Below are 26,155 nucleotides of genomic sequence, written 5' to 3'. Positions count from 1 at the left end.
AAGCGCCCCTCCTCTAAATAGCGGTTGTCATCAGCATCCAAAAAAGCCACTGATGACCAACATGTGATGATACGCGAACATCACATCAGCGCATAAAAAAACCACGGCAACTTCCATAGTTGTCAACAGGTGGATCAGCAAACGCTAAATGTGGTTTAACCTAAAATTGCCGACTTAAACACAGGCCGATCAAGATGGACAGGATTAAGTTCGGCTAACGAGTGGATATAATGGCTGGTTTTGGTTAGGTCGAAAAATGTTCTGCAGACATAAGTTTAGCATTGCGGAACTGAGTTTTCCACAGAAACCACAGTTTTCCACAAACAAAAATCCGCGAAATAAACAAGGTGCGAACAAATTATCCCCAGCCTTGAGGACACCCGCACCGAGCCAACAAGAAAAATGCAGTTATGCACATGATGTTTGTGGAACCAAAACCTTGTAGCAGTAAGTGTTTCACAAGATATGAACAGGCTTCTGACAGCCTGTGGATAACTATATTAACACCCATGTGATTCTGCGAATTAGCTGTGCGCTATTTGTGCATAACAATTAAAAGTGATTTTTGTGATACACAACTTATCCACAGGTCGACTAGCAACGGTGCGTAACCGTCAGAACAACGAAAAGTCCAAAAAAGATCCACCATGTCAGCGAAAAAACCTTGACGCAGCTTGCGTCCTCGTGTAAACTCGGATGATGTCTGATAATGCAAGTCATCTTAAAAAGATAAATCGGGTTTTATAGGAGGTGTCGTCAATGACAACCAAACGTACTTTCCAACCAAAGAAACGTCACCGCGAACGTGTTCATGGTTTCATGAAGCGAATGAGCACAAAAAACGGCCGCAAAGTTTTAGCACGCCGTCGCGCTAAAGGACGTAAAGTATTATCCGCCTAAGCCACTGACCGCGTCAGTGGTTTTTTTAAGAGCGCGAACAGGCCCGGTTAGAAACCGGAGCATAAGTGGCCTCGGACCTAAATGGCTGGGCTTTGGCCATTTAGGTCCGAGGTCCTTATGTGGAGGTTTCTGGGCCTGTGAGCGCGTTTCGGAGAGCATCAGCGAACGGGCTGGGCCTTGGCCATTTAGGCTTGAGGTCCTTATGTGCAGGCTTCTGGGCCTGTGAGCGCGTTTCGGAGAGCCTCGGCCACTCCCAATTAAGGTAGCCGCCGATCTTAACCGCAACGCCTCCCGAAACCAAACCCCACCAGCCATCCAATGAACGGCAATGACCCGATTGTTGGTCGTTGCCGTTCATTTTGTTCATCGCCTAATTCCCCATTTATCATATAAAATCGGCAGTCACCTGCTGATACATATAGGAAAACATCAAATCGTCTTGTATACTTAGAACCAGATTGTGAGGGAGCATCATTGCGCAAGTCGTATCGGATCAAAAAAGAAGCTGAATTTCAAAATGTGTTTGACCACGGCGATTCGGTTGCCAACCGCAATTTTGTGATCTATCACATGAAAAGGGATCAACCCCATTTTCGGGTGGGGATCTCTGTGGGCAAAAAAGTCGGTCACACCGCCGTGATGCGAAATCAGATTAAACGCTATATTCGCCAAAGCCTGCTCGAGTTAAAACCCGACATTGATCCGCAGACCGATTTTCTGGTCATTGCGCGTAAGTCCGCTAACCAGCTTGATATGGCTGAAACCAAGAAGAACCTGATTCATGTCATGCGCTTGGCGGGCATCCTGAACGAAGATATCGAGGTCATCTGACCATGCTTAGGTTAAGAGAGGGATTATTTGTGAAAAATCGTCAAATCAAACGCCTGCTTGTCATTGTGAGCATGCTGAGTCTGGTTTTCATTCTGACCGCCTGTGGCACGGCGCCAGTGTCAGAACATAGTACCGGATTCTGGGATCGTTATGTGGTTTACACGGCCGGCCAATTTGTTATCTGGCTGGCAAATCTGTTTGGCGGCAACCCCGGTGTCGGGATTATCGCCTTCACCCTGATCATCCGGATTTTGATTTTCCCGTTGAGCTACCTGTCCATCAAGAGTATGGCCAAGCAACAGGAACTCGCTCCGCAGATGAAAGAGCTGCAACAAAAATACAGTTCTAAGGACACGGAAACCCAGACCAAGCTGCGTGATGAAACCCAGAAACTTTATGCTTCTGCGGGCGTTAACCCAGTGATGGGCTGTTTGCCAATCGTGATTCAGATGCCATTTCTGATTGCGCTGTATCAAGCGATTCTGCGAACAACATCGCTGCAATCCGGAACGTTCCTATGGATGAACCTGTCCAAACCCGATCCATGGTGGGTGATGCAGATTCTGGCGACCTTATTTACGTTAGGCACCAGCATTTTATCCATGATGGCTCAACCAACTCGTAATTCAAGCAGTTGGATTATGATGATCATTTCGCCGCTGATGATTTTTGTTTTCTCAGTAACCTTACCAAGTGCGCTGGCCATTTACTGGGTTGTTACCAACGCCTTTTCAATGGTTCAGCAGTTACTGATTCAAAACCCATTCAAAATTCGGCGCGAGCGTGAAGAAAAAGCGCGGGCAGAGAAAGAAAAAGAACGGGCACTCAAAAAGGCGTATAAGAAAGCGACCAAACGGCGTAAATAACAACGGGAGGAAGCAAGATGCCAACCTTTCAAGGCAGTACGATTCAAAAAGCCATCGAAACCGGGCTGAAGCAACTTGGCCTACCACGTGATGCGGTTAGCGTTCAAGTCGTTCAGGAAAATAAGAACGGCTTCCTAGGCTTCATGCGTAAACCGGCCATTGTCAATCTAAAACCACTGGAGCCGCCTGAAGATCCTGCTCCTGATCCAAAAACCGACCATGATCCTGCAGGTAAATCAAGTCCGGGTAAACTTGCAGTGGCATTAACCGACACTGCCGGTAAAAAAATTGCCAGTGCGTTTAACGATATCACCACTAAAAAGCGCGACAATCAAACTGCGCTGGCGATGGTGCAAAGCTATTTGGAAGACATCACCACTGGCATGGGAATCAAAACGCAAGTCACCAGCGAACGTCAGGGCAACACCGTTACCTTCCAACTCAAAACCGATGAGGAAGGGTTGTTAATCGGCAAACACGGTAAGATTATCAATGCCATTCAATACTTAGCCCAAACCGAGTTCAACCATTATGCCAAAAGCAAATGGACGATCATGTTGGATGTTGGCGATTATCGCGAACGCCGCCAAGCCACCGTTACGCGCTTAGCCGAACGCACCGCGCGTGAGGTTTTGGCAACCGGCAAAGCGATCTACTTAGATCCAATGCCATCATTCGAACGCAAAGCCATTCACACGACCCTAGCCGACAATCAATACGTTGACACCCATTCCGAAGGCGTCGACCCCCGCCGCTACGTCGTGGTCACACCAAAACGACCGTAACTAACTTTTGACAAGTAGCCTTCATTTAAGTATGATGGTCACAGTTTAATAACGATGAAGTAGTCAAAGTGCTTTATCCAGTCTCTCCCAAACAAGGGCAGAGACTGGATTCGGCGCTTTTTTTGTGAAGTGAGCGTGAGCCAGCCCGGTTAGAAGCCGGAGTGTAAGTGGCCTCGGGCGTGATGGCGGTCTTTGCCATTGCGACCGAGATCCTTACACGCAGGCTTCTGGGCTGGGGAGCGCGTTATGGAGAGCGTCACGCGGGCTGGGCCTTGGCCATTTAGGCTTGAGGTCCTTACACGCAGGCTTCTGCGCCGGGGAGCGCGTTATGGAATGGCACAGTAAAAAATTCCCTCCGCAGCTTCACCGTCAACCATCCAAAACCTACCCAACACACAAACTATCAAAAAAGGAGTCGTCCGTTATGTCTACATCTATCACTGCTTACGACACCATCGCAGCGATTTCGACACCGCCTGGCGAAGGTGCGATCAGCATTGTCCGGCTCAGCGGCGAAACCGCCGTCACAACCGCCAACAAAGTCTTCAAAGGCAAAGACCTCACAAAAGTCAAAAGTCATACGATTCATTACGGCCACATTGTCGATCCGGAAAGCGGCGACTTGATTGATGAAGTGATGGTGAGTGTGATGTTGGCGCCAAAGACGTTCACCCGCGAAGATGTGGTTGAAATCAACTGTCACGGCGGCATTGTTGCGACTAATCGCATTTTGCAATTACTACTTGGCGAAGGTGCCCGCATGGCCGAGCCAGGCGAATTTACCAAACGGGCCTTTTTAAATGGCCGGATTGATCTCACTGAAGCCGAGTCGGTCATGGATTTGATTCGGGCAAAAACGGATCGCGCCATGCAGGTCGCCGTTAATCAGCTGGATGGGAATCTGCACACGTTAATTAAACGGCTGCGGCAGGAGATTCTCGAAGTGTTAGCGCAAGTCGAGGTCAATATCGACTATCCCGAATACGATACGGACGAAATGACGACCAAAATGCTGCTTGAAAAAGCGCAAACCGTCAAAAAAGCCATTGAACAGCTGCTGACAACAGCCAGCCAAGGAAAAGTGCTACGTGAAGGCCTGGCGACGGCGATAGTCGGGCGCCCGAATGTGGGTAAAAGTTCGTTACTGAACCATATGTTGCACGAAGACAAGGCCATTGTGACTGATGTTGCCGGCACCACGCGGGATGTGCTAGAGGAATACGTTAATGTGCGCGGCGTTCCGTTGAAGTTGGTCGACACTGCCGGCATTCATGACACCACCGATAAAGTCGAAAAAATCGGCGTCGAACGTTCGCGGCAAGCCATTACACAGGCGGATTTGATTTTACTGGTATTAGACCAAAGTCAACCGCTGACAGCCGAAGATCGCGAATTGGTCGCGGCCACCGCAGACAAAAAACGTATTATTGTCCTGAATAAACAAGACCTACCAAAACAGCTCGATACAGATGCTCTGTACAAGTTAGTAAAACCGAATGAAGTCATCAAAACGGCCATTCCTACCAGTGATGGGATGGACGAACTTGATGAGCGCATCGCTAAACTCTTCTTTGGCGGCATTGAAAACAGTCAGGGTACCGTCATGGTCTCGAATGCACGGCAAATCGGCTTACTGCGCCAGGCTAGCAAAAGTCTGGACGCGGTCATTGCCGGTATCGATGCCGGGATGCCGATCGATTTAGTGCAAATTGACATGACTGCGGCGTGGGACAAACTCGGTGAAATCACTGGTGAAAGTGCCCCGGATGAATTGATTACCCAGTTATTCAGTCAATTTTGCTTAGGTAAGTAACCTTTAATGTGATGAGAAACAGATTCGTGGAGGAAAACAGATGCCAGAAGTAAAGAAGTTTGAAGCCGGTAAGTATGATGTGGTGGTTGTCGGCGCCGGCCATGCCGGTTGTGAAGCTGCCTTAGCCGCGGCGCGCATGGGTCAAAAAACATTGTTGCTGACGATTAGCCTGGAAATGTTGGCATTTATGCCATGTAATCCCAGTCTCGGCGGTCCGGCCAAGGGAATCGTGGTCCGTGAAATCGATGCACTTGGCGGTGAAATGGGTAAGAATATCGACCGCACCTATATTCAGATGCGGATGCTCAACACCGGTAAGGGCCCGGCTGTGCGAGCATTGCGGGCGCAAGCAGATAAAGCTGCCTATCATCGCAGCATGAAGCATGTCATTGAAGACACGCCTAACCTGGATTTACGCCAAGGGTTGGCAACCGAAGTGCTGGTCGAAGACGGCAAAGCAGTTGGCATCGTGGCCGCAACCGGCGCGATTTATCGGGCTAAAAGTGTTGTGCTCACGGCAGGCACTAGCTCCCGCGGCAAGATTATCATCGGTGAGCTGATGTACAGTTCCGGTCCTAACAACAGTCTGCCAAGCATCAAGTTGTCGGAGAATCTGGAGCACCTTGGTTTTAAATTTCGCCGGTTTAAAACCGGAACACCGCCACGGGTTAATGGCAACACGATTGACTTCAGCAAAACCGAAGAACAACCGGGCAACACCACGCCGAATCATTTTAGCTTTACCACGCCTGATTCGGTCTATCTCAAAGATCAGTTAAGCTGCTGGATGACGTATACCAACGCAACGACCCACCAAATCATCCGCGAAAATCTGGATCGCGCACCGATGTTTTCTGGCGTCATTAAAGGTGTCGGTCCGCGTTATTGCCCATCCATTGAAGATAAAATCGTGCGCTTTGCGGATAAGCCACGCCACCAGCTGTTTCTGGAACCTGAAGGCCGCGACACTTCCGAGTATTATGTCGGCGACTTTTCCACGTCCATGCCTGAAGAGATTCAATTAAAAATGCTGCATAGTGTGGCGGGCTTGGAAAAGGCCGAGCTTATGCGTCCGGGGTATGCGATTGAGTATGATGTGATTGAGCCGTGGCAGTTGAAGGCGACGTTGGAGACCAAAATCGTTGAGAACCTGTACACTGCCGGCCAGATGAATGGTACCAGTGGTTATGAAGAAGCGGCTGGCCAGGGAATCGTGGCTGGCATCAACGCGGCCCGCCGTGCTCAAGGTAAAGGACCGTTCACCTTGAAGCGGTCCGATGCTTATATTGGCGTCATGATTGACGATCTGGTTACCAAAGGCACGAATGAACCTTATCGATTGCTGACTAGCCGCGCAGAGTATCGGTTGTTGTTGCGCCACGACAATGCTGACTTGCGACTCACGCCAATGGGTCACGAGCTGGGCTTAATTAGTGATCAGCGGTACGCTGACTTTTTGGCAAAACGCCAGGCCATTACGACGGAATTGAAGCGACTGGCGACAACGCGATTGAAGCCCAAGGATGTTAACCCGTGGCTTGAAGCCCATCACTTTGCGCCATTGAAAGATGGTGTTCTCGCCAGCGATTTCCTGAAGCGGCCGGAAATTGATTACCCAACCATGGCACAATTTTTACCCGACAATCCGGAACTGGATCATCGGGTCATCGAACAAGTCGAAATTCAAGTTAAATATGCCGGCTACATTGCCAAGGAAGAAGCCAGCGTTGCCAAGTTGAAGCGGCTTGAAGGGAAAAAGATTCCGACACGCATTGATTACGATGCGATCAATGGTTTAGCAACGGAAGCGCGGCAGAAACTGGTTAAAATCCAACCGGCAACCATCGCCCAAGCCAGCCGAATCAGCGGGGTTAATCCAGCCGATGTTGCGATTTTGTCGGTTTATATCGAACAGGGACGTATTAGTAAGGTGGCGCAATAGAAGCGTGGCCAGGAAACCTGAAGTTAAAGGTTCCCTGGCTTTTTTGATGCGAGCGAGAACCGAGGCAACCAGAAATCAAGGAACGCGCGTGATGGTATTGAGTAAAGAAATTGATGGATTGAAACTGTTCAAATAAATAAATTTATATTATGATAAGAACCATTAACCTGTAGATGCTTTGAAACTGACCTTGGATAAAACTGTCCCTCCCTCAATAAAGGAGTTTTAACTTATGAAGCAAAACCTGATCCAATCGTTGTGGTTTATTTTTCTGTTGTTTTTGGCATTTGTGGTACCGGTGTTCGGTCTTCTGCCGGCTATTTATTTATGGACAACGATGAAAAAAGTACCTGACTTGGCAGCCATGCGGGGATGGACAATGGGGGCGCTTGTGGTGCAGGGTTGCTACTTGCTCGCATTGGTCTTGATTTTTCTGTTTTTTGTCCCGGCATAAGTGGTACCCGCCAACATGCGATTGAAGCATAGACTTTGTGTTGAGGCAAAAACATTGATATTCTAAAAGCGGTCAGCGATGATCAACCGCGATCAATGGCTGATACATTAGCGTGAGGTATACCAGATGGATATTCTTTTGCCGCGGCTGCTACTAATCTTTTTGCTATTACTGATCTGTGTCATGTTGGTACTGTCCCTGATTGCGATTTTGTGGAAGAGCAAGTTTTCCAGATTGCTCAAAAGTTTGCTGGCAACACTTATTGGCGGTGCCTTAATTTTATTGGTTTATGGATCGTTATTTATTATTTTCTTTGGGGTTAATACGCCTTAATGTGAAGTTTAATGCGTGCAATAAGTGCACGGCTGAAAAAAGTGTCTGCTGCAGCGGGCGCTTTTTTCATTGGTTAAGCTGGGCAACTGATGAAAACTTGTTTTAGACACGATATGCTGTTTTTAAATGACTATTTTATGGCGGGTTGCTTGCCACTGGCGCTAAAAAAGCCGACAATTAGTAAAACGCAATGCGATAAGGAGCAGAAGCATGAGCCAACCGGATACAGAAGAAATTTTAGAAGTTTGCGGCAAGGTCGGTGAGATTTTGCTGAATGCGGGTGCGGAGACTTCGCGCATCGAAACGACGGTTGAATATATCGGGCATGCTGCCGGAGCGCGGGTTGCCTGTTATGCTACGATCACCGCGGTGTTTGTCAGTCTGGAAAATGAGAGCCGGACGCGGTTGATTAAGTCATCGTTAGGCGGGTTCAACTTGCAAAAGGTCGATGAGCTGAATCAGCTTTCGCGAGAGTTCGTCGCGCACCAAATTACGTTTGCTGATTTGAAGCGCGAGGTGGCCCGGATCGAACGGCAGGTCATCAATTTTCCCTGGTGGGCGCGTATTCTTGGTGCCGGTTGGGTTTCGGTGGCACCGATGTTGCTGTTTAAAGCGACGAACGGTGATCTGGCCTGGGCATTTTTTGTCGGGATCTTTGGGTATCTCGGAGCGGAATTTGTCGGTCGGCGCACCACAACGCCTTATTTCAAAGAGGCGACCGGGGCGTTTGTGGTGGCGATTTTGGCAGAGTTGCTCATGAATATTGGCTGGGGCGATAATGCCGGCAATATTATTATCAGTGCGCTGATGCCGTTGGTGCCGGGGGTTGCGATAACGAACGCGATTCGTGAAATTCTGTCGCGGCAGATTATCAGCGGCATCGTCCGAACCGTGGATGCCATTTTTGTCGCTGGGGCAATCGGTTCCGGCGTTGTGATTGCGATTGTCTTGACGCAAGTGTTGGGAGGGCGTTAACGTGCGGTTACTGGTTGAATTTATTATCAGCATCTTATCGAGCATCGGCTTTGGCGTCATCACCAATATTCCCAAGCGCGCGCTGCTGCCGGCGGGGATTACCGGCGGCGTTTCGTGGTGTGCCTATTGGCTGATCAGTTTGCAGGATCACAGTCTGGTGCTGCCGAACTTTACCGCAACGGTGATCATCGGGTTATTAGGGAATTATTTTGCCATTCGCCATCGGGTGCCGGTGAATACGATTTACATACCTAGCCTTGTGTCGCTGGTGCCAGGTGGGATCGCCTATCTGGGTGCCCGCAGTTTTACTATGGGAAAAGCAGCCAGTGCCGCGCAGCAGATCTATAATGTTATTTTGATCGCGATGGCACTGGCGGTAGGGTTTGTGGTGGCAGAGGTTATTTTCAAAGCCATCCGCCCATTTTTGATTCGCTTGATCGCCAAACTGCCTGAGGCGCAGACAAAATCAGGTGGTGGAAAATCAGCATGAGGTCACATTAAAATACGCCGTTACTCAACGCGATAAAGTTGGGTAGCGGCGTATTTTTCCTAGCTAGTTCTTAAGCAGCAGCTTCGCTAGTAACTTGTTCTACTTTTTTCATAGCGGATACAATTTGCTGCGGCGTTAGATTCTTGTCGATTAAAATAAAGGTTTCCTCGGGTTTGGCAGCAAATTCAGCCACTTGCTGCATCTTCGGACCAATATTTTCGGTGACGTGCAGATCCTCGAGGTTTAATGGCAGGCCGATTTTTTCATAAAAAGGCATCAGGCTGCGAATTTCATCGTCATCCCCAGTTGTGGCGAGTTGCACCAAAATGCCGTAAGCCACTTTTGAGCCGTGGAGAATCGCGTGGGTTTCCGGCAGGTAGGACAGTCCGTTATGAACGGCGTGGGCACCCGCAGCTCGGCCATCAACGCCGCCGAAGCCGCCAACTTCTCCGGCTAAGCCAATGATCGTGTCGGCAACGGCTTCAAAGGCAGGCGTGTCCCGACCGGCATCCAGATCAGCCAAGGCTTGCTCGGCATTTTTGAAGAGAATTGCCTGAATCGTTTTGGCAGATGCACGACTTAGTTGACCATAGGCATTGAGCTGGTCAACCTTATTGCGGGTGATGCCGTCCATTTCGTACCACTTCGCCAGCGTATCACCAATCCCGGCAACAAAGAAATCATGCGGCGTGCTGAGCAGTAAGTTATAGTCGACCAAGGTGATATAAGCCGACTTTTTAAAATACTCAACGTAACTAAACGTATGTCCCTGTGCGTGGTAAATCGCCGCTAACGGGGTGAATGGCGCACAGTTGGAAGCCAGCGTCGGAATGCTAATCAGTTCGGCACCCAACGTTTCGGCGGCGACCTTAGCCGTGTCGATCAAGCGGCCGGCCCCGATTCCCAAGACAGCATCAGCCTGACCGATAGCTTCGGCCAAAGCATGACCGTTCTCATCACTGGCTGATCCGTCATAGTGATAAACCGGTAAGTCCAATGTGCCCGGATAGGCTTTTTCAAATGCTGCAAAACTCTTTTCGCCGGTAATGACGACCGGTTGGGTGAAATCCTTCAAAATGGTATCCAAATAAGCAAGCGCGCCGGCCTCACTGACAAACCGATTGGCTCCAGGGCGTAAATCAAATTCCAGCTCCATCGACAAAACTCCTCTCATGTAAATCTCATCTTATGTGATAATTGTTAACATACGCGCAGTGATAAGCGAAGTCAACCAAAAAATAAAAAATATCCGGTTTTCAGAAAAAAGCTGGCATAAACGGCGGCATATTCACGTGGACAACTGGCGAAACAAAACAGTTGACATTTAACCCAGATGCAGATAAACTGCTTTCAACTTTAAAAATAACTGATAAAATGATGAAATGTCATGAAGCGGAGAGTAGTCAGAAACGCAGCTTAAGCGAGTCGATGGGTGGTGGAAATCGATGCAGGCGTCTGGTGAAAATGACCGCGGAATGGATCCGGCGACAAGTCGGGTACGCACTAGGCCTGCGTTAGACGGTCTCGATGTCAACAGGCATCGTTAAGGTTACACAGTAACGAACCAGGGTGGTACCCCGACATTGTCGGCCCTGCTGAATCATTAAATTGATTCGGCAGGGCTGTTTTTTTTGAGCGTGAGCCAGCCCGGTTAGAAACCGGAGTGTAAGTGGCCTCGGGCGTGATGGCCCGGGTTTAGGCCATTGCGCCCGAGGTCCTTACACGCAGGTTTCTGGGCTGGTGAACGCGTTATGGAGAAAGCGTCAGTCTTGGCTCCTGCACCAGGGAGCACCTTACGACAGTCAGCTCCCTTCATGCAGCTCATCATTTATCAGCCAAACAACCCATAACAGGAGGATTCTTACATGAAAAAATGGTTGAAGTTAAGCTGGGCAGCAGTTCTCGCGTTAAGCCTTTTGGTCGTTCTAACCGCCTGTGGCAGCAGTAGCGCCAGCAGCAAGGCCTCGGCGAATCAGTTGTCAGACAAAACGATTACGGTCGGTGTTACCGCCGGACCGCACGAATTAATCATGAAGCAGGTCGCAAAGTTAGCTAAAAAAGATGGCTTAACGATCAAATTAAAGCAATTCACCGACTACAACAGTCCCAATGTGGCTTTAAACGATGGCGATTTGGGCGCGAATAGTTACCAGACATTGCCGTTTTTGAAAGAACAGATTGAATCCAAGAATTTCAAGATTACCCAGGTTTTCAAAACCGTGGCATTTCCAATGGGCGTTTATTCTAAAAAGATTAAGGACTTGAAGGCACTCAAAAAGGGTGATTCGATCGCGGTGCCGAACGATCCGTCAAACGAGTTGCGGGCGCTGCAGCTTTTCGAAGCCGCGGGCGTGATTAAGCTTAAAGCCGGCATCAGCCAAAAGGCCACGAAAGCAGATGTTGTCGAGAATCCGCTGGGACTGAAGATTGAAGAGTTGGAAGCTTCTCAATTGCCGACGCACTTGCAAGATGTGACGGCCGCCGCCATCAACACGAATTTTGCGTTTGATTCCGGCCTCACGATTAACCAAGATGCGATTTATCATGAGAAAACCAAGAACAATCCTTATCCAAACTACTTTGTGGTACAGACCAAGCATCAAAATGATAAGGTCATCAAGCAAATTAAGAAATACTATCAGAGCAAAACCATTAAGGATTATATTGCCAAGGAATTCAAAGGATCCATCGTGCCCGCCTTCTAAGTCAAAGGTGGACGTGATTAAAAAAGAGGGATTGAGATGACTCAGTTAACACTTGCTTTAGCGCAAATCGACATTGCTTTTGGGCAACCAGAGCGAAATTATCAAACGGTGGCCGATGCGGTGGCCGAAGCAGCCCAAAAAAAGGCGGATGTCGTCGTGTTACCGGAAATGTGGAATACCGGCTATGACCTTGAGCATCTGGAGACGCTTGCCGATCCGGATGGTTTGCAGACGCAGACTTTCTTAAGCGATCTTGCCCGCCACTATCACCTGACGATCGTGGGTGGCTCGGTCGCCACGGCGGAAAATGAGCATTTTTTCAATCGCAGTTTGACGCTGGATGCCCAGGGTCACTTGCTGGCGTCATATGCGAAGGCGCATCTTTTTCGCCTGATGAATGAAGAAAAGTTCATTACCGCTGGATCCGAAGCCGACCACTTTACGCTGACAGTGCCTGCCAGTGTGGCGATTTGCTATGACTTGCGGTTTCCGGAGTGGTTCCGGCGCATGGCCAGTGATGGCACGCAGCTGTTTTTCCTGCCGGCTGAATGGCCGACGCCGCGCTTGCCACAGTTTGCGGCGTTATTGACCGCTCGCGCCATCGAAAATCAGGCTTTTGTGGTGGCGGTGAATCGGGTTGGGCAAGATCCCGATAACGATTTTGGCGGGCAAAGCCAAGTGATTGATCCGTTCGGCAAGCGCCTGTTGCAACTGGACGATCAGCCGCAAGTCGGCATCGTCACCATCGACTTGGATCAGATTGCGGCAGCGCGTCAACAAATCCCGGTTTTCACGGATCGGCGGCCAGAACTGTATTAAGCAAGCCAGGCACACTCACCATGCAAACTCATTAAAAAGGGGAATCAGACCAGTGACATTTTCAGAATCAGCGGTGCTTCAAGCGCTGCCTAAGCAGTTTTTTGCCAGCCTCGTCAAACATGTCAGTGCACGGATTGCGGCGGGCCATGACGTGATCAATTTAGGCCAGGGAAATCCGGATCAGCCGACACCGGCCAACATCGTGCAGGCAGCCCAACAGGCGGTGGCCAAGCCAGAAAATCATAAATATTCACTTTTCCGCGGCTTACCAACGTTTAAGCAGGCTGCGGCCGAGTTTTACGAACGTGAATATGGCGTTCAATTGGATCCGGAAACGGAAATTGCGGTTTTGGGTGGCTCAAAAATCGGCTTGGTGGAATTGCCGCTTGCCTTGATGAACCCCGGGGAGACGATTTTGCTGCCGGACCCGGGATATCCGGACTATCTGTCAGGTGTCACGTTGGCACGCGTGAAACTGGCTTTGATGACGCTGACCGCGGACCATGACTGGCTTCCTGATTATGCAGCTATTGATCCAGCGGTGGCCGATGCTGCCAAACTGCTTTATCTGAACTACCCGAATAATCCCACAACCGCGGTGGCAACTCCGGCGTTTTATGATCAAACCGTCACTTTTGCCAAGGCGCATCACATCGGCATTGTCAGTGATTTTGCTTATGGCGCGCTCGGCTTTGATGGTCAGCGGCCGGTGAGCTTTTTGCAAAGTTCCGGTGCGAAAGAGGTGGGCATTGAGCTTTACACGCTTTCAAAGACTTATAACATGGCCGGCTGGCGCTTGGCTTTTGCAGCAGGCAATGCCGATATGATCGAGGCCATTAATCTGATTCAGGATCATCTATTTGTCTCGGTTTTCCCTGCGATTCAGGAAGCAGGCATCGAAGCACTGCTTGGCGATCAGACATCAGTGCCCAAACTGATTGACTTATACCAACAACGCCGCGATGCATGGTTCTCGGCGACAGAGGCCATTGGGTGGCATGGGAAAAAATCTCCCGGCACGTTTTACGCCTGGATGCCCGTGCCTGCTGGGTACACCAGCGAGTCCTTCACCGAACTACTTTTGGAGCGGGCAGACGTGGCCGTGGCTGCCGGTAACGGCTTTGGCGACCATGGAGAAGGCTATGTGAGAATCGGCTTACTCACCAGTCCGCAACGTTTAGAAGAAGCAGCCCAGCGCATCGGGAAGCTGGGGTTGTTTTAGAAACGAAGCTGCAGTATTTGGTCAAAATGACTGGATACTGTGGCTTTTTTGAAGCAGCAAAAAAGCGCTAGTCATTTGATCGCTAGCGCTTGTAGGTTGAACGAAACATTATGACTTCAAAATATCAATCAGATTCTTATTAGCCGCACTCTTCGCAGGCAATAAGCCAAACACAATGCCGACAATGCTTGAAATGGCAAAGGTGCCGATGACGGAGCCTAATGTGACGACGGGTTTGAATGGTAGGAACATCGCGATGATCCAAGCGGTTAACGCACCCACAATCAATCCGACCACGCCGCCAGTCAGTGTCAGCATGACCGATTCTAAAAGAAACTGTTTCATGATTTCCGCGGGAGTAGCGCCGACTGCCATTCGGATGCCGATTTCCTGCGACCGTTCCGAAGCGGAAATGTACATCATGTTCATGACGCCAACACCTGCAATCAGAAGGGAGATGCCGGCAATGGCACTGACAAACAGCGTTAAGGCACTGATGACATTACCAATGCCTTTCAGTAATTCGCCGTAATCAAAATATTCATACTGGCCGCTGCGCCGTTCGCTGCCGGATTTTTTTAGCTGGCGAACAACATTGTTGGTTAACTTGCTAACGTCGCTGCCGGTTTTATACGTGATCGCCAATTTTCGGCCTTCCTGAGAAAGTTGGCCCGCACGATAGGCTTTTTCCGGCACTAAGACATCAACGTCCAGCGCGGAATACGCGGTTTTGGGTGGGCTGAAAACGCCGATAATGTTGTAGTTTTTGGTTCCGAGTTCAAGGGAAGAATTTAATGCTGCGGTATTACCGTGGAAAACCTTTTTGGCGAGCTTTTTGGAAATTAATGCATCCTCGCCATCTGTCTGTAGCGATTCTTGGCTAAAACCATGGCCGGCGTTTAGCTGAATGTTGGGTTTCGCCTTATTGACCAAGGTGACAGACATCATGGTATCGGCATTTGCCAGCTGACCGTTGACTTGCAGCCGTTCTTTGTCATGTTTAATGACGACTTTTTTGATTTTATCCGGCGCTGTTTGCTTTGCCAGCGTGATGTCGCTTTCTTTAAAGCCGGCATCGGTTTCGCTGCTGCTGGTGGGATTGAAGGTGATTTCGGCGGTTTGCTGGCCTTGGGTGTCGGCTTGCAGATTCTTCACGGTCTCGGCCTTGATGCCATTACCTAACGAAAGAATTGTGACGACAGACGCAATCCCAATGACAATCCCGATCATCGTTAAGAAACTGCGGCGTTTGTTAGCCGCCAGTGCGCGGAAGGAGATTCTGATGAGTTCACTTAGTCGCATGGGCCACCTCCGTATCACTGATGATCTGGCCGTCGAGGATTTTAATCATCCGATCGCTTTGCTCGGCAACGTGCTCATCATGCGTGACCATGATAATCGTGCCGCCTTTTCGGTGTAATTCTTTGAAAAGTTGCATAATGTCTGCTGAGGTATGACTGTCCAAAGCGCCAGTGGGTTCGTCAGCAATCAGAAACTGCGGCGAATTCGCTAAGGCGCGGGCAATCGCTACCCGCTGTTGCTGACCACCGGATAAGTTACGCGGCAATTTATTTTCCATACCCGTGAGGCCGACTGACTCAAGTAACTCGGAGATTTTGCCACGCACCTCCGATCGCCGGTGTCCGCCATAACTTAACGGAATCAGGACATTTTCAAAAATATTCAGGTTGTGAATCAGACTGAAGTTTTGAAAGACAAACCCGACATGGCGGTTCCGCATACGTGAAGCTTTAGTCGCGTTGAAGTCGGCGACATTTTCGTCTTGAAAAAAATACTTGCCTTCAAATGCCGTGTCGAGAAAGCCGATAATATTAATCAAGGTCGATTTGCCAGAACCCGAAGGCCCCATGATCGCCACGAATTCACCTTGGTCAATGTGCAAATTGATGTCTTTGAGGACGTGAAAAGCGGTCGCACCTTGACCGTAACTTTTGTTAACATGCTGAAGATCAATCATCAACGGTCACCTTCGCTCCGTCTTTGGTTGACTTGGTAGGATTTTCCAAAATGCGGTCGCCGCTGCTGAGGCCTTTCGTGACTTCATACATGTCGTCTTTTTTGGTGTAAGTGATCTTGGTTCGCACTGCGCGGCCATTGACAACTTTGTAAACGGCGCCTTGACGTACTGCGGTTTTAGGAATCTGCAGGCCGCTTAGAGGGATGATCATGCTGACCGACTGACCGTTCAAGAAGCCATGATCTAACTTAGCGGTGACATCGTACTTCGCCAGATTCGGCTTGCTGGATTTTGCCGGATCGCTGCTGATGAAGTTAATGGAAGTTGTCTGTTTCGTTTTGGTCGACAGTGCCTGCACCGTTACCGACTGATCAACTTTAACATCGGCATAATCAAATTCGGAAACCTGACCGACTGCTTCCATGTCCGAGGAGGTTTCGGTGATCGATTGCTGGCCGTTTGCTTGATAGTCAATATACAGGCGACCGGCAAACGGCGCCTTAACAATGGTGTTGAGGTTTTGTTGCAGTTTAGCCACATCTTGGTTGGCTTGGTCAACAGCCGCAGCCGAATCCTGACGATTGCTTTGTGCTTCATCCAATTGCGACTGCAGGTCAGACTTTTGCGGATCGTCAGCTGCCAACTGATTGAGTGACGACTTGAGTTGGTTGATTTTGTCATCCAATTGCTTGAGACTGCGTTGTTGTTTTTGGAGTGACTGGTTAGCTGTCGTGATTTTTTCCTGAACGTCAGGGTGGTAGACCGTTAGCAGTTGTTGGCCGGCCGCCACGGTATCGCCGTTTTTGACCGATTGATTCTGCACCGTGCCTTCAGGAACCTCGATTTTTTGCGTGCGGGTTGCCTGAGCTTGGCCGGACAACCGCAATTCGTGGCGCTTAACCTGAAAAGTCGCCACCACGTTCGAAGCCGTTGACTGTTGGGGCTGCTTATGTTGGGTCATAAAGAAAACAATGGTTACAACAATGATGGCTAAAATTCCGATGCCAATGATCACCATTCGTTGGGAAATACCTTTGTGCTTCGCCTGTCGCTTTTTCAAACTTCCGCCTCCGTGTAAACGTATTTTTGCCGTGCCGTTGGTGCAAGTATACGGATTGAATTGGTTTACGTCCAATCATAGATTTCGCCGAATTTTGTTGGTTTTCCGATTAAGAAACGAACTTTTTAAAATAAATGACAGTTTAAAGCTGAGTGGACAGTTTGTTACAAATATTGGCATACGGCAGACGAAGTAGGTTGGGGAATTAGGTTAATTGTTAACATGAGATAACAAACGGCTTATTTTTCGTGTCTTTGAATTTTGTCAAAAAGTTTCACGTGAAACAGATTGCGCTTAGTGAGCATTTTTCTCCATAAGAAAAAGCCGGTTATTAGCCGACTTTCTTAGGTGAACTGTTTTTATTCAAAAAGCGTTCACCTTACAGTCATGAGCGTTATGACTGTAAGGTAACAAGTCTTTGAAAATGCCGCCTTTTAAAACGGCAGCCACATCAAATGGAGGACTAGCGAACCGTCAACAAGCTAATGCCAATGGCTAATAGCAGGATGGCGACAACGGATTGGACACTGATTTGCCATGTCTTGAATGTTTTGGTGCGCCATTCTGCTACGATCACCGCCAACGTGATGATGAAGGCGACAACGACCATGATTAGTAATTGAACGACCAGACTATCCATGTGAACACCTCTAAACTTCTAAATCGAAATACGGATTGATCTTCTTTTGAATATTGTGAATTTGGATGAGATCAATCTGCGGAAAGAGTCGATAGATGAACCCGGCGAAATTATCACGATGATATTTGTAGTTCATCCGCGCCATCCGATGCTGCCGATTTTCGGCGGTAATCTCCCAGACTTCTAAATTATAGTCCGCATTTTTAACGATACTGATATAAGTATGTTTGTTGATCCAAACTACAGGATGCATTGTCGATTGTTCTAACATAACGAGACCCCTCCATCAGCAGATTTTGCGATGCCGCAACGTTACTGATCAGTGACACGATCACGCCCAAATAACGTGCAACATGCCTTGAGTATAGCAGAAAATTTGCGCTACTGCGGTCTTGACTTTGCGCGGCGAACACGTTATAGGGGTCGCTGAAGATGCTGATGTAACAACGTTTTAGACGCAAAAATTAAATAATTTTCGGGCATGAGTTTTGGAGAAAATGATGAGAACACGTGTTTGTAAAGGGGTATCAATGCCGCTATCAAATTTTTAATAATCGCAATGCTTTTTGAGTCCCGAGTTTGGTATGCAGATCAATTAAATCAAATTGAAGTGGGCAAGTGCGTTGGGAATGCCATTTTTGCGGTAGTCATCGGTTTGATAATCGGCAATTGCGGCAACCTTGGGATAGGCGTTTCCCATCGCGATGCCGGTATCGGCGGCTTGCAGGAGCGGAATGTCGTTGTAGCCGTCACCAAACGCATAGGTAGGCACACCGCGCAAGGCAGGTTGATTCAACAGAACCGACATGCCACTGCCTTTTGAAATGCCATGATTGACGACATCAAAGGAAAAGTGGGAATTGCGATAGAAGGTTAATTCCGGAAAGTCTTGAATGAACTGCTTACCTAACTGATCGCCAGTCTGATTCCAAGGCAAAAAGATGAGCAACAGCGACAAGGCTGCTTCCTGATAATACTTAGGATTGATCGGCGGCGGGGTTTGGTGCACTTGCGCGTAATTGTCGGTGGTGAGTTGATCATAGCCGGTTAAAGCAGAGGCCTCGCTGGAGTACATGGCCACCTGAATATCCTGCGCCGCGGTTGCATTGAGAAACCGCACCAGCTGAGGTTCGCCGATGACGCTTTGAAAAATATGCTCGCCATTAAGGAAAACATCCCCGCCATTAGCCGTAATTGCACTACGAATGCCGGTAGCTGCCATAATATCGGCTAATTCGTAATAGCTGCGGCCAGTAGCAATGACCGGCAGCACATCATTGGCCTCCAACGCCTTAAGCGCCTTGACGTTTTCCGGCGGCACTTGCTTTTCATCGTTGAGCAGGGTTTGATCTAAATCAAAAAATACAACGGCTTTATACATAATTTCCTCCGATATCCGAGTTTGTGATGGCTTCATTTTACCATGAATCCAGAGTAAGAATAGAAGCGCTTGCAGAGTGTGAACGGTCTTATGCCATAACGCGTTCGCCAGCGCAGAAGCCTGCGTATAAGGACCTTGGTCGCAATGGCCAAGCCCGGGCCCATCACGCCCAAGGCCGCTTATACTCCGGTTTCTAAGCGCGCTGGCTCACGCTCACATCAAAAAAAGCAGGCAATCAGCCCGCTTTCGTGTGGTACGTTAACTCGTTTTACTTGTTGCTCAACTTACTTGCAGCCGCCTTGTCCAAGATGACAACAACATTCGGATGTTTCTGCAAAATAGATGCAGGCACGTCGTTGGTAACCGGGCCTTCGATCATCTTTTGAACGGCGTCGGCTTTATTTTCACCAAAGGCCAGAAGCAAAATCTTCTTGCTCTTCATGATGGAACCGATACCCATAGAATAAGCGTAACGCGGTACATCGTCCTTATTTTCAAAGAAGCGAGCGTTGGCGTCAATGGTGTTTTGGGTTAACGGAACCTTCCGTGTTTCTGCGTCAAACGGTGAGCCTGGTTCGTTGAAGCCAATGTGACCGTTGCGGCCAATCCCCAGAACCTGAATGTCGATTGGGTGATCGGCAATGACTTTGTTGTAACGCTTGGTTTCTTCTTCAGGATCCTTGGCAAGGCCGTTTGGCACGAAGGTTTCCTTAAATGGCTTCTTGTCAAAAAGGTGGCTCTGCATGAAGTAGCGATAACTCTGATCGTTATCCGGCGACATACCAACATATTCATCCAAGTTGATCGATGTCATGTTGCTGAAATCAACATCACTGTTCACCATTGCCTGATACATGGTGACAGGTGTGCTGCCGGTAGCCAGGCCGAGCACCTTGGCACCGTTGTCCATCCCTTGCTTAATCAGTTCAAATGCGTATTTACCTGCTTCTGTATCGTTATCAAAAACTTTAACATCCATAATTGATATCCCCCTTATCTGGTCTAGTCCAATATAGCATCAAAAAGTAACCGTGTCAACAATGGTCTATACCTAAATTTGAATTTTCTAAGAAAGCTTCCGCTAATTCCTCAAGACACTCTATATAGAAGAAAAACCGGCTTCTGAAGTCGGCACCCTTGAGAAATGTCGCTGAAAGGCAGCAATATTCTCTTTTTTAAGATAACCCATGAAACAGTTAACGAATACTGTTATCGTCTATTTGGCGCTGTTTTGGCAAATAAATGTTGGAAAAGGCTTGGGGTGAATATTTGGCACAGCCAACTGTGCCAAAGTAGCTTTTGTCAGCGATTACATGAAGCGGTTACAATAATCTCCGTAAACAAGGGAAAGGAGTGTGTTTGCTTTGGAAGCTAAATCAGCAAACACGCCGGTAGCGGAGAAGAAGAAATTCAATCTGAAGGCCGGTATGCAATCATTCGGGACCAAGCTTTCCGGCATGGTGTTGCCAAACATCGGTGCCTTTATTGCTTGGGGCCTTATTACAACCATCTTTGTTAAAGGTGGCTGGTATCCAAACGCTAACCTAGCAAAGATGATTACGCCAATGGTTACCTATTTGCTGCCACTATTAATTGCTTATTCTGGCGGTTCCATGGTGCATGGGCATCGTGGTGGCGTTGTTGGCATGATCGCCACAATGGGGGTTATTGTCGGAACCAATGTGCCAATGTTTATTGGTGCAATGGTGATGGGTCCACTGGCAGGCTGGTGTATTAAAAAATGGGACGATAGGGTCCAAGACAAAATCAGACAAGGCTTTGAAATGCTGGTTAACAACTTCAGTGCTGGCATTATCGGCATGTTGCTAACTATTGTCGGATTTCTTCTGATTGGCCCCATTATTTCTGGTCTAACTAATGTTATGGCTGCCGGTGTTGACTGGATCATCAGCCATGGATTGATTTGGTTAGCGAATATCTTCATTGAGCCAGCGAAGATCTTGTTCCTAAATAATGCGATTAATCAGGGCATTTTAACACCGCTTGGCATTCAAGCGGCCGCTGCCCATGGTAAGTCGATCTTGTTCTTGCTCGAACCAGATCCGGGACCAGGGCTTGGGGTTTTGCTAGCCTTTGCGTTATTTGGTAAAGGGACTGCTAAAGGATCTGCTCCATCGGCGATCATCATTCATTTCTTCGGCGGTATTCATGAAATTTACTTCCCATATGTGTTGATGAAGCCAGCGTTGTTCCTGTCGGTTATGGCTGGTGGTGTTACCGGAACCACATTGTTCTCTATCTTTAATGTAGGTTTGAAGAGTTCACCTTCACCTGGTTCAATCTTATCCTTATTCGCTATGTCGCCTGTTAACATTTGGAACTATCTCGGCTTGCTCATCGGTGTTGCCGGAGCCACGACTGTTTCCTTCCTTATCTCAGCAGTCATCTTACGCCGAGACAAGAGCACGACCGGCGATGAACTGGCTGAAAGCGAAGCCAAGATGAAGTCTATGAAGGCTGAAGCCAAAGGACAAAATGTCGAAGCCGCCAAAGACGTGATGAATCAGGCTAAGGGCATCAAACAAATCATCTTTGCTTGCGATGCCGGCATGGGTTCAAGCGCAATGGGGGCTTCGATTCTGCGTGATAAAGTCAAGAAGGCTGGATTGGATCTTTCAGTTACCAACACGGCGATCAGTAATTTGCAAGACAAGCCGGGACTGTTGGTTGTGACCCAAGACGAACTGGCGGATCGTGCCAAGAAACAGACGCCGGGTGCTGCTCACGTTGCGGTTGAAAACTTCCTGAATAGTCCGAAGTACGATGAAATCATTGCCAGTCTGAAAGCAGAAGCAGTTGGCGGTACGGACGAAACAGCCACTGCAGAAGCGCCGAAAGCGCAACAGGATACACCGGAAGACGAATTGAACGAGATTGATTTTGATAAGATTACGGAAGTTGACTTCCTGCATCATGATCAAAACATCGGCTCTGCGACGATGGCACAGGCAACTTTCCGTTCCGAATTGCGGAAACTCAACAAGGATGTCAAGGTACGCAATGTCGCGATCGGCGAGATTGAGGACAAAGACAACGTGTTGATTATCGCATCAAAGGAAACGGCACGCCGTGTTAAATTGCAATTTGCCAATGTCCAAGTCTATACCGTCGATGGTCTTTTGAACGCAACGAACTATGATAAACTTATTGATAAAATGAAATAGGCGAGGTCGAGTTGCGGCCGTCTGGGGCGAAAAACATGTTACTAACGAATCGTGAACAGGAAATGATCAAACTGATGATGAGTCAGCCCGCCGGTGTGAGCCGTGACGAGCTGCAACGACAGCTGGGTGTCAGCCGCCGGACCATTTACCGTGAACTTTCGCAACTGGAACATGATATTACTGCCTTGAACTTACAGCTCGACAAAGGTGATGGCAGTTCCTACCGGTTAAAGGGCGCGACAACGGATCTGGCAAAATTGTCGGAGACGTTGGCCCAGCAACAACAAAACCTGACGTTCGATCCCAGTCAGCGGCAGAGTGCCTTGATCCTAATGCTGCTGAATGCGGGCGCACCCAAAACCATGACGGCCTTAGCAACCGATGTGGATGTCAGCGTGACCACCATTAAACAAGACCTTGATATTCTGGAACCGGCACTCAATGAATATCATCTCAAGTTGAATCGCCAAAAAGCTGCCGGTATCTGGATTGAAGGGCAGGAAGGCGATATTCGGCGGGTGCTTGTCGGTGTCTTGAATGCCGAAATTAACCCGTATGTGTTCTTTCGTTTCCTAAATGATCCGCGGCAAACCTTTGATCCGGTGACAGATTACTTCGTCAAACGGTTACCGCAAGAAGAGCTACTAGCGGCTAATACCGCATTATCTCGAATCAAGGCGTTAGCTGACCTGAGTGACAATCAACGCAAAGCAGTGTTACTCACCGTTGCCGTTAACACGCATCGGTTGCGCGAAGATCATCATGTGAAGGCCCAACCCCATTTTGACCAGGAACGGCTGTTTCAGGATCAACAACTGGCGCTTCAGTTTTTGGCTGAAATGGATCCGACCATCCGGGAAAAAGTGCGCGTTGGCGACTATCAGTTTCTGGCGGTTGAACTCAGTAACATTCGCGGCGGCTTGGCTGGCGAACAGGTTGATCCATTCGATTTAACCATCAACCTGGAAGTTCAAGAATTAATACGCGAAGTGGCGCGGAAATTTCCCGGGAAATTTTCCGGAAATACGCAACTTTATTCCTCGCTGCTTGCCCATGTTCAGCGGACAACTGGTGGCGATTGGCTGCCAGGAGTCACGATGACGAATCCGGTGCTTGCCCATTTGCGTGATGACTATCCGGAACTTTATCAGGCCGTTCAACAAGCGGCCGATGACGTTTTCGGACGCGGCGCCTTTACCGGTAATGCATTAGGTTATCTGGTTTTGTACTTTGCTTCGGTTTTAGACCATACGCGAACCGATGCACCAGTTGCGGTGTTGCTGATCACAAGTGATGGTCCCGGAACCGGCAGTTTGATCGCCGGGAAATTACGGGTCCAGGTGCCTGAGATTCGCAAGATCAAAATCATTCAGGTCAGCGATTTACCTAAGCAGCAACTCGAACATTACGATTTGGTTTTGGCAACCATGCCGTTACCGGGCTTCAAACACCAATATCTGGTGATTACCCCGATCTTGGGGCGCGAAGAAATGGCCGAAATTCGCCGGTTAGTCCAAAAGGCCACGCCTAAACAGGTGCGACCGGCGAACCAACCGTCGCTGGATCAGACGGTCACGGCGTTTGAAAGTCTGAAAACAATGGTGATGGCGGCAGATGGTTTATTGCAACACTTTGCCGTAACTGACATGACGGCGCCAGTCACAACGATTGCGGCGGCGATTGACGCGATACTCAGCCGGTTACCGACCGTTGTTGCCGAAGCACCGGTGGTTAAAGAAGCTTTGTTAAAGCGGCTGGAGTTGGCCCCTGTCGGTATTCCGGACACTGGGCTGGCAATGATTCACACCAGCAGCCACGGGGTCACCACCCCGTACATCGGTGTCTTTGATCTCACTAGTCCGTTACCATTACCGGCGATGGACATGGGGACAATCCAGTTACAGCGCGTCCTGTTACTGCTAACTCCGAATCCTGTTTCACAGGAAACATTAACGCTTTTGAGTGCGGTTAGCGCCAAGCTAGTCGCCTCGCCAGCTGACTTACGGCTTTTTGAAAAAGGCAACTATAGCCAGTTATATCAAGTAATGACAGAAGTCTTTATGCACGAAATCCAAAAAATTGATCGAAGGTGACATGATGAAAGGACTCGACGTAAACACGATCAAGCTTGGTCAGGAAGCAAAGACCAGGGACGAAGCCATTCGTCAGGCCGGCCAACTCCTAGTCGACAATGGCAATGTTGAACCGGCTTATATTGATTCAATGATTGATCGTAATCGTGACGTTTCGGTATACATGGGCAACTTTATTGCGATTCCCCATGGCACTGAAGCAGGCATGAAATATATTAAAAAAACCGGGATCTCGGTGGTTCAATATCCATGGGGTGTTGATTGGTCAGAAGATCCGGCTGATGAGAACTTGGTCACGGTGGTGTTCGGCATTGCCGGATTAAACGGTGAACATCTCAAACTCTTGTCGCAGATTGCGCTGTATTGCAGTGATGTGGAGAATGTCCAGAAATTAGCCGACGCACAAACGCCGGAAGAAATCGTCAATTTACTGAAGGAAGTTGAATAAATTATGATGGAAGCAGTACATTTTGGTGCAGGTAATATTGGTCGCGGGTTCATCGGTGAAACACTTGCCGCGAATGGCTTCAAGATCAATTTTGTCGATGTTAACGAGACGATTATCAATGCGTTGAATCAGCGTGGTGAATATACAATTACGCTGGCGGCCCCAGGCGAGAAAAAGATTCACGTGGACAATGTTGATGGTTTGAACAATGCCAAGGATCCTGAGGCAGTTGTGAAGGCAATCGCCCAGGCAGATTTGGTGACCACTGCCATTGGCCCGAAGATTCTGCCAATCATTGCGCCGCTCATTGCGCAAGGGCTGCAGGCGCGTGCTGCGGCCAACAACCATCAACCGCTAGACGTGATTGCGTGTGAAAACATGATTGGCGGTTCTCAGGCCCTTAAAAAGAGCGTATATGAACATCTCGATGACGCCGGCAAAACCTTTACCGATACGTATATTGGCTTCCCGAATGCGGCGGTCGACCGCATTGTGCCGCAACAAAAGCATGACGATCCGCTGGCGGTCAGTGTCGAAGACTTCAAAGAATGGGTTGTTGACGAAAGCCAGATGAAGAACAAGGATCTGAAGCTAAAAACCGTTGATTATGTTCCGGATCTGGAACCTTACATCGAACGGAAACTATTCTCGGTCAACACCGGTCACGCCACAACGGCTTACACCGGCAAGTATCTGGGTTACACCACCATTGGCGAAGCAATCAAGGATCCGAAAGTCTTCAATCAGGCAAAAGGCGCACTGGCCGAAACCCGGTCATTGTTGCTCGCTGAGTTCAAGAACTTTAACGAAAAAGACCTCGAGACTTATCAAAATCGGGTGCTGCAACGGTTCCAGAATCCCTACATTTCCGATGATATTTCCCGGGTTGCCCGCACGCCGATTCGCAAATTGGGTTACAACGAACGTTTCATCCGGCCGATTCGTGAATTAAAAGAACGCGGCTTGGGCTACAGCGTTTTGATGGACACTGTTGGCATGATGTTCCATTACGTTGAACCAAATGATGCTGAAGCAGTTAAACTTCAGGCAATGCTGAAAGATCAGCCACTGGTTGACGTGATTAAAGCGGTCACCGGCTTGAAAGATGCGGCTTTAATTGATGAAGTCGAAGCCAGCGTTAAGTCGAAGGATCGTTAAAAATTACAATGAAAATAAACGATTAGGTTGTCAGGTGCGTCACTGACAGCCTTTTTGCGTTAATATGGGAATAACCT

Annotated in this window: 25 protein-coding genes and 1 other annotated feature; of the genes, 17 read left to right on the top strand and 8 right to left on the bottom strand. The window is 48.7% G+C overall.

What is annotated here, in order from left to right; genetic code table 11:
- Positions 1–759 precede the first annotated feature (759 nt).
- The 10 genes from rpmH to LACZS1_RS14100 all read left to right on the top strand — a co-directional run bounded on the left by rpmH (position 760) and on the right by LACZS1_RS14100 (position 9,389).
- On the top strand, positions 760–900 hold the full coding sequence (gene rpmH / locus LACZS1_RS14145) for a 50S ribosomal protein L34 (RefSeq protein ID WP_003568442.1): 141 nt from the start codon (positions 760–762) through the stop codon (positions 898–900).
- A 474-nt stretch (positions 901–1,374) separates the two neighbouring features.
- Positions 1,375–1,731, top strand: coding sequence for a ribonuclease P protein component (rnpA, locus tag LACZS1_RS14140; RefSeq protein ID WP_010490327.1), 357 nt, complete (start codon positions 1,375–1,377; stop codon positions 1,729–1,731).
- 29 nt (positions 1,732–1,760) lie between these two features.
- The gene (yidC, locus tag LACZS1_RS14135; protein WP_010490329.1) at positions 1,761–2,597 is read left to right on the top strand and encodes a membrane protein insertase YidC; all 837 of its coding nucleotides are present in this window, start codon (positions 1,761–1,763) and stop codon (positions 2,595–2,597) included.
- 17 nt (positions 2,598–2,614) lie between these two features.
- Positions 2,615–3,382: an RNA-binding cell elongation regulator Jag/EloR gene (gene jag, locus LACZS1_RS14130; protein WP_093997734.1), complete on the top strand. Its 768-nt coding sequence runs from the start codon at positions 2,615–2,617 to the stop codon at positions 3,380–3,382.
- Between the two features lie 424 nt (positions 3,383–3,806).
- Positions 3,807–5,195 (top strand): tRNA uridine-5-carboxymethylaminomethyl(34) synthesis GTPase MnmE, encoded by a 1,389-nt coding sequence (gene mnmE, locus LACZS1_RS14125; protein WP_010490333.1) that lies wholly within the window; start codon positions 3,807–3,809, stop codon positions 5,193–5,195.
- A 40-nt stretch (positions 5,196–5,235) separates the two neighbouring features.
- The gene (gene mnmG / locus LACZS1_RS14120; RefSeq protein ID WP_070651050.1) at positions 5,236–7,137 is read left to right on the top strand and encodes a tRNA uridine-5-carboxymethylaminomethyl(34) synthesis enzyme MnmG; all 1,902 of its coding nucleotides are present in this window, start codon (positions 5,236–5,238) and stop codon (positions 7,135–7,137) included.
- Positions 7,138–7,369: 232 nt separating this feature from the next.
- The gene (locus tag LACZS1_RS14115) at positions 7,370–7,591 is read left to right on the top strand and encodes a hypothetical protein (protein ID WP_070651051.1); all 222 of its coding nucleotides are present in this window, start codon (positions 7,370–7,372) and stop codon (positions 7,589–7,591) included.
- A gap of 126 nt (positions 7,592–7,717) precedes the next feature.
- Positions 7,718–7,924, top strand: a complete 207-nt coding sequence (locus LACZS1_RS14110) for a hypothetical protein (protein WP_070651053.1) — start codon at positions 7,718–7,720, stop codon at positions 7,922–7,924.
- Positions 7,925–8,134: 210 nt separating this feature from the next.
- Positions 8,135–8,899 carry a threonine/serine exporter family protein gene (locus LACZS1_RS14105; protein ID WP_070651055.1) on the top strand — a complete coding sequence of 255 codons (765 nt, stop codon included), beginning with the start codon at positions 8,135–8,137 and terminating at the stop codon, positions 8,897–8,899.
- Between the two features lies 1 nt (position 8,900).
- A complete protein-coding gene (locus LACZS1_RS14100) occupies positions 8,901–9,389 on the top strand; it encodes a threonine/serine exporter family protein (protein ID WP_070651057.1) in 489 nt (162 codons plus the stop codon).
- 70 nt (positions 9,390–9,459) lie between these two features.
- Here LACZS1_RS14100 and LACZS1_RS14095 read toward each other — a convergent pair whose 3' ends face one another.
- Complete coding sequence (locus tag LACZS1_RS14095) at positions 9,460–10,545, bottom strand: iron-containing alcohol dehydrogenase family protein (RefSeq protein WP_010490346.1); 1,086 nt, start codon at positions 10,543–10,545, stop codon at positions 9,460–9,462.
- Between the two features lie 222 nt (positions 10,546–10,767).
- Positions 10,768–10,986 (top strand) — a binding site (T-box leader).
- A gap of 268 nt (positions 10,987–11,254) precedes the next feature.
- Between LACZS1_RS14095 and LACZS1_RS14090 the strand changes: the two genes are divergently transcribed.
- From LACZS1_RS14090 to LACZS1_RS14080, 3 genes are read left to right on the top strand one after another with little or no spacing between them, the layout of a single operon-like run.
- Positions 11,255–12,094, top strand: a complete 840-nt coding sequence (locus LACZS1_RS14090) for a MetQ/NlpA family ABC transporter substrate-binding protein (protein WP_070651059.1) — start codon at positions 11,255–11,257, stop codon at positions 12,092–12,094.
- Between the two features lie 36 nt (positions 12,095–12,130).
- Entirely contained in the window at positions 12,131–12,913 is a 783-nt protein-coding gene (locus LACZS1_RS14085) for a carbon-nitrogen family hydrolase (RefSeq protein ID WP_070651061.1), read from the top strand.
- A 52-nt stretch (positions 12,914–12,965) separates the two neighbouring features.
- Entirely contained in the window at positions 12,966–14,135 is a 1,170-nt protein-coding gene (locus LACZS1_RS14080; RefSeq protein ID WP_070651063.1) for a pyridoxal phosphate-dependent aminotransferase, read from the top strand.
- A 108-nt stretch (positions 14,136–14,243) separates the two neighbouring features.
- On the opposite strand, the gene LACZS1_RS14075 is transcribed toward LACZS1_RS14080, so the two are convergent.
- The 7 genes from LACZS1_RS14075 to nagB form a co-directional block, all read right to left on the bottom strand.
- Positions 14,244–15,437 (bottom strand): ABC transporter permease, encoded by a 1,194-nt coding sequence (locus tag LACZS1_RS14075; RefSeq protein ID WP_070651064.1) that lies wholly within the window; start codon positions 15,435–15,437, stop codon positions 14,244–14,246.
- Positions 15,424–16,113: an ABC transporter ATP-binding protein gene (locus LACZS1_RS14070; RefSeq protein ID WP_070651065.1), complete on the bottom strand. Its 690-nt coding sequence runs from the start codon at positions 16,111–16,113 to the stop codon at positions 15,424–15,426. Before LACZS1_RS14070 ends, LACZS1_RS14075 begins: the two co-directional genes overlap by 14 nt.
- Entirely contained in the window at positions 16,106–17,131 is a 1,026-nt protein-coding gene (locus LACZS1_RS14065) for an efflux RND transporter periplasmic adaptor subunit (protein WP_414973795.1), read from the bottom strand. The genes LACZS1_RS14070 and LACZS1_RS14065 overlap by 8 nt, the downstream gene beginning before the upstream one ends.
- 505 nt (positions 17,132–17,636) lie before the next feature.
- Positions 17,637–17,813 carry a hypothetical protein gene (locus tag LACZS1_RS14060; protein ID WP_047106760.1) on the bottom strand — a complete coding sequence of 59 codons (177 nt, stop codon included), beginning with the start codon at positions 17,811–17,813 and terminating at the stop codon, positions 17,637–17,639.
- Between the two features lie 10 nt (positions 17,814–17,823).
- Positions 17,824–18,084, bottom strand: coding sequence for a hypothetical protein (locus tag LACZS1_RS14055; RefSeq protein WP_010490365.1), 261 nt, complete (start codon positions 18,082–18,084; stop codon positions 17,824–17,826).
- A gap of 324 nt (positions 18,085–18,408) precedes the next feature.
- Positions 18,409–19,194, bottom strand: coding sequence for a Cof-type HAD-IIB family hydrolase (locus LACZS1_RS14050; RefSeq protein ID WP_047106761.1), 786 nt, complete (start codon positions 19,192–19,194; stop codon positions 18,409–18,411).
- Positions 19,195–19,462: 268 nt separating this feature from the next.
- Positions 19,463–20,173 carry a glucosamine-6-phosphate deaminase gene (nagB, locus tag LACZS1_RS14045; protein ID WP_070651070.1) on the bottom strand — a complete coding sequence of 237 codons (711 nt, stop codon included), beginning with the start codon at positions 20,171–20,173 and terminating at the stop codon, positions 19,463–19,465.
- A 385-nt stretch (positions 20,174–20,558) separates the two neighbouring features.
- Here nagB and LACZS1_RS14040 point away from each other — a divergent pair, with 385 nt between their 5' ends.
- Genes LACZS1_RS14040 through LACZS1_RS14025 form a run of 4 tightly spaced genes read left to right on the top strand, consistent with a single transcriptional unit; the run spans position 20,559 to position 26,078 of the window.
- A complete protein-coding gene (locus tag LACZS1_RS14040; protein ID WP_070651071.1) occupies positions 20,559–22,379 on the top strand; it encodes a PTS mannitol transporter subunit IIBC in 1,821 nt (606 codons plus the stop codon).
- Between the two features lie 35 nt (positions 22,380–22,414).
- Entirely contained in the window at positions 22,415–24,472 is a 2,058-nt protein-coding gene (locus tag LACZS1_RS14035; protein WP_070651073.1) for a BglG family transcription antiterminator, read from the top strand.
- Positions 24,473–24,476: 4 nt separating this feature from the next.
- Positions 24,477–24,920 (top strand): PTS mannitol transporter subunit IIA, encoded by a 444-nt coding sequence (locus LACZS1_RS14030; RefSeq protein ID WP_047106766.1) that lies wholly within the window; start codon positions 24,477–24,479, stop codon positions 24,918–24,920.
- Between the two features lie 3 nt (positions 24,921–24,923).
- A complete protein-coding gene (locus tag LACZS1_RS14025; protein WP_083311591.1) occupies positions 24,924–26,078 on the top strand; it encodes a mannitol-1-phosphate 5-dehydrogenase in 1,155 nt (384 codons plus the stop codon).
- The last annotated feature ends 77 nt before the right edge of the window (positions 26,079–26,155 follow it).

Source organism: Lacticaseibacillus zeae subsp. silagei (assembly GCF_030770335.1).
Lineage (GTDB): Bacteria > Bacillota > Bacilli > Lactobacillales > Lactobacillaceae > Lacticaseibacillus > Lacticaseibacillus zeae.
This window is presented reverse-complemented; position numbering and strand designations above follow the sequence as displayed.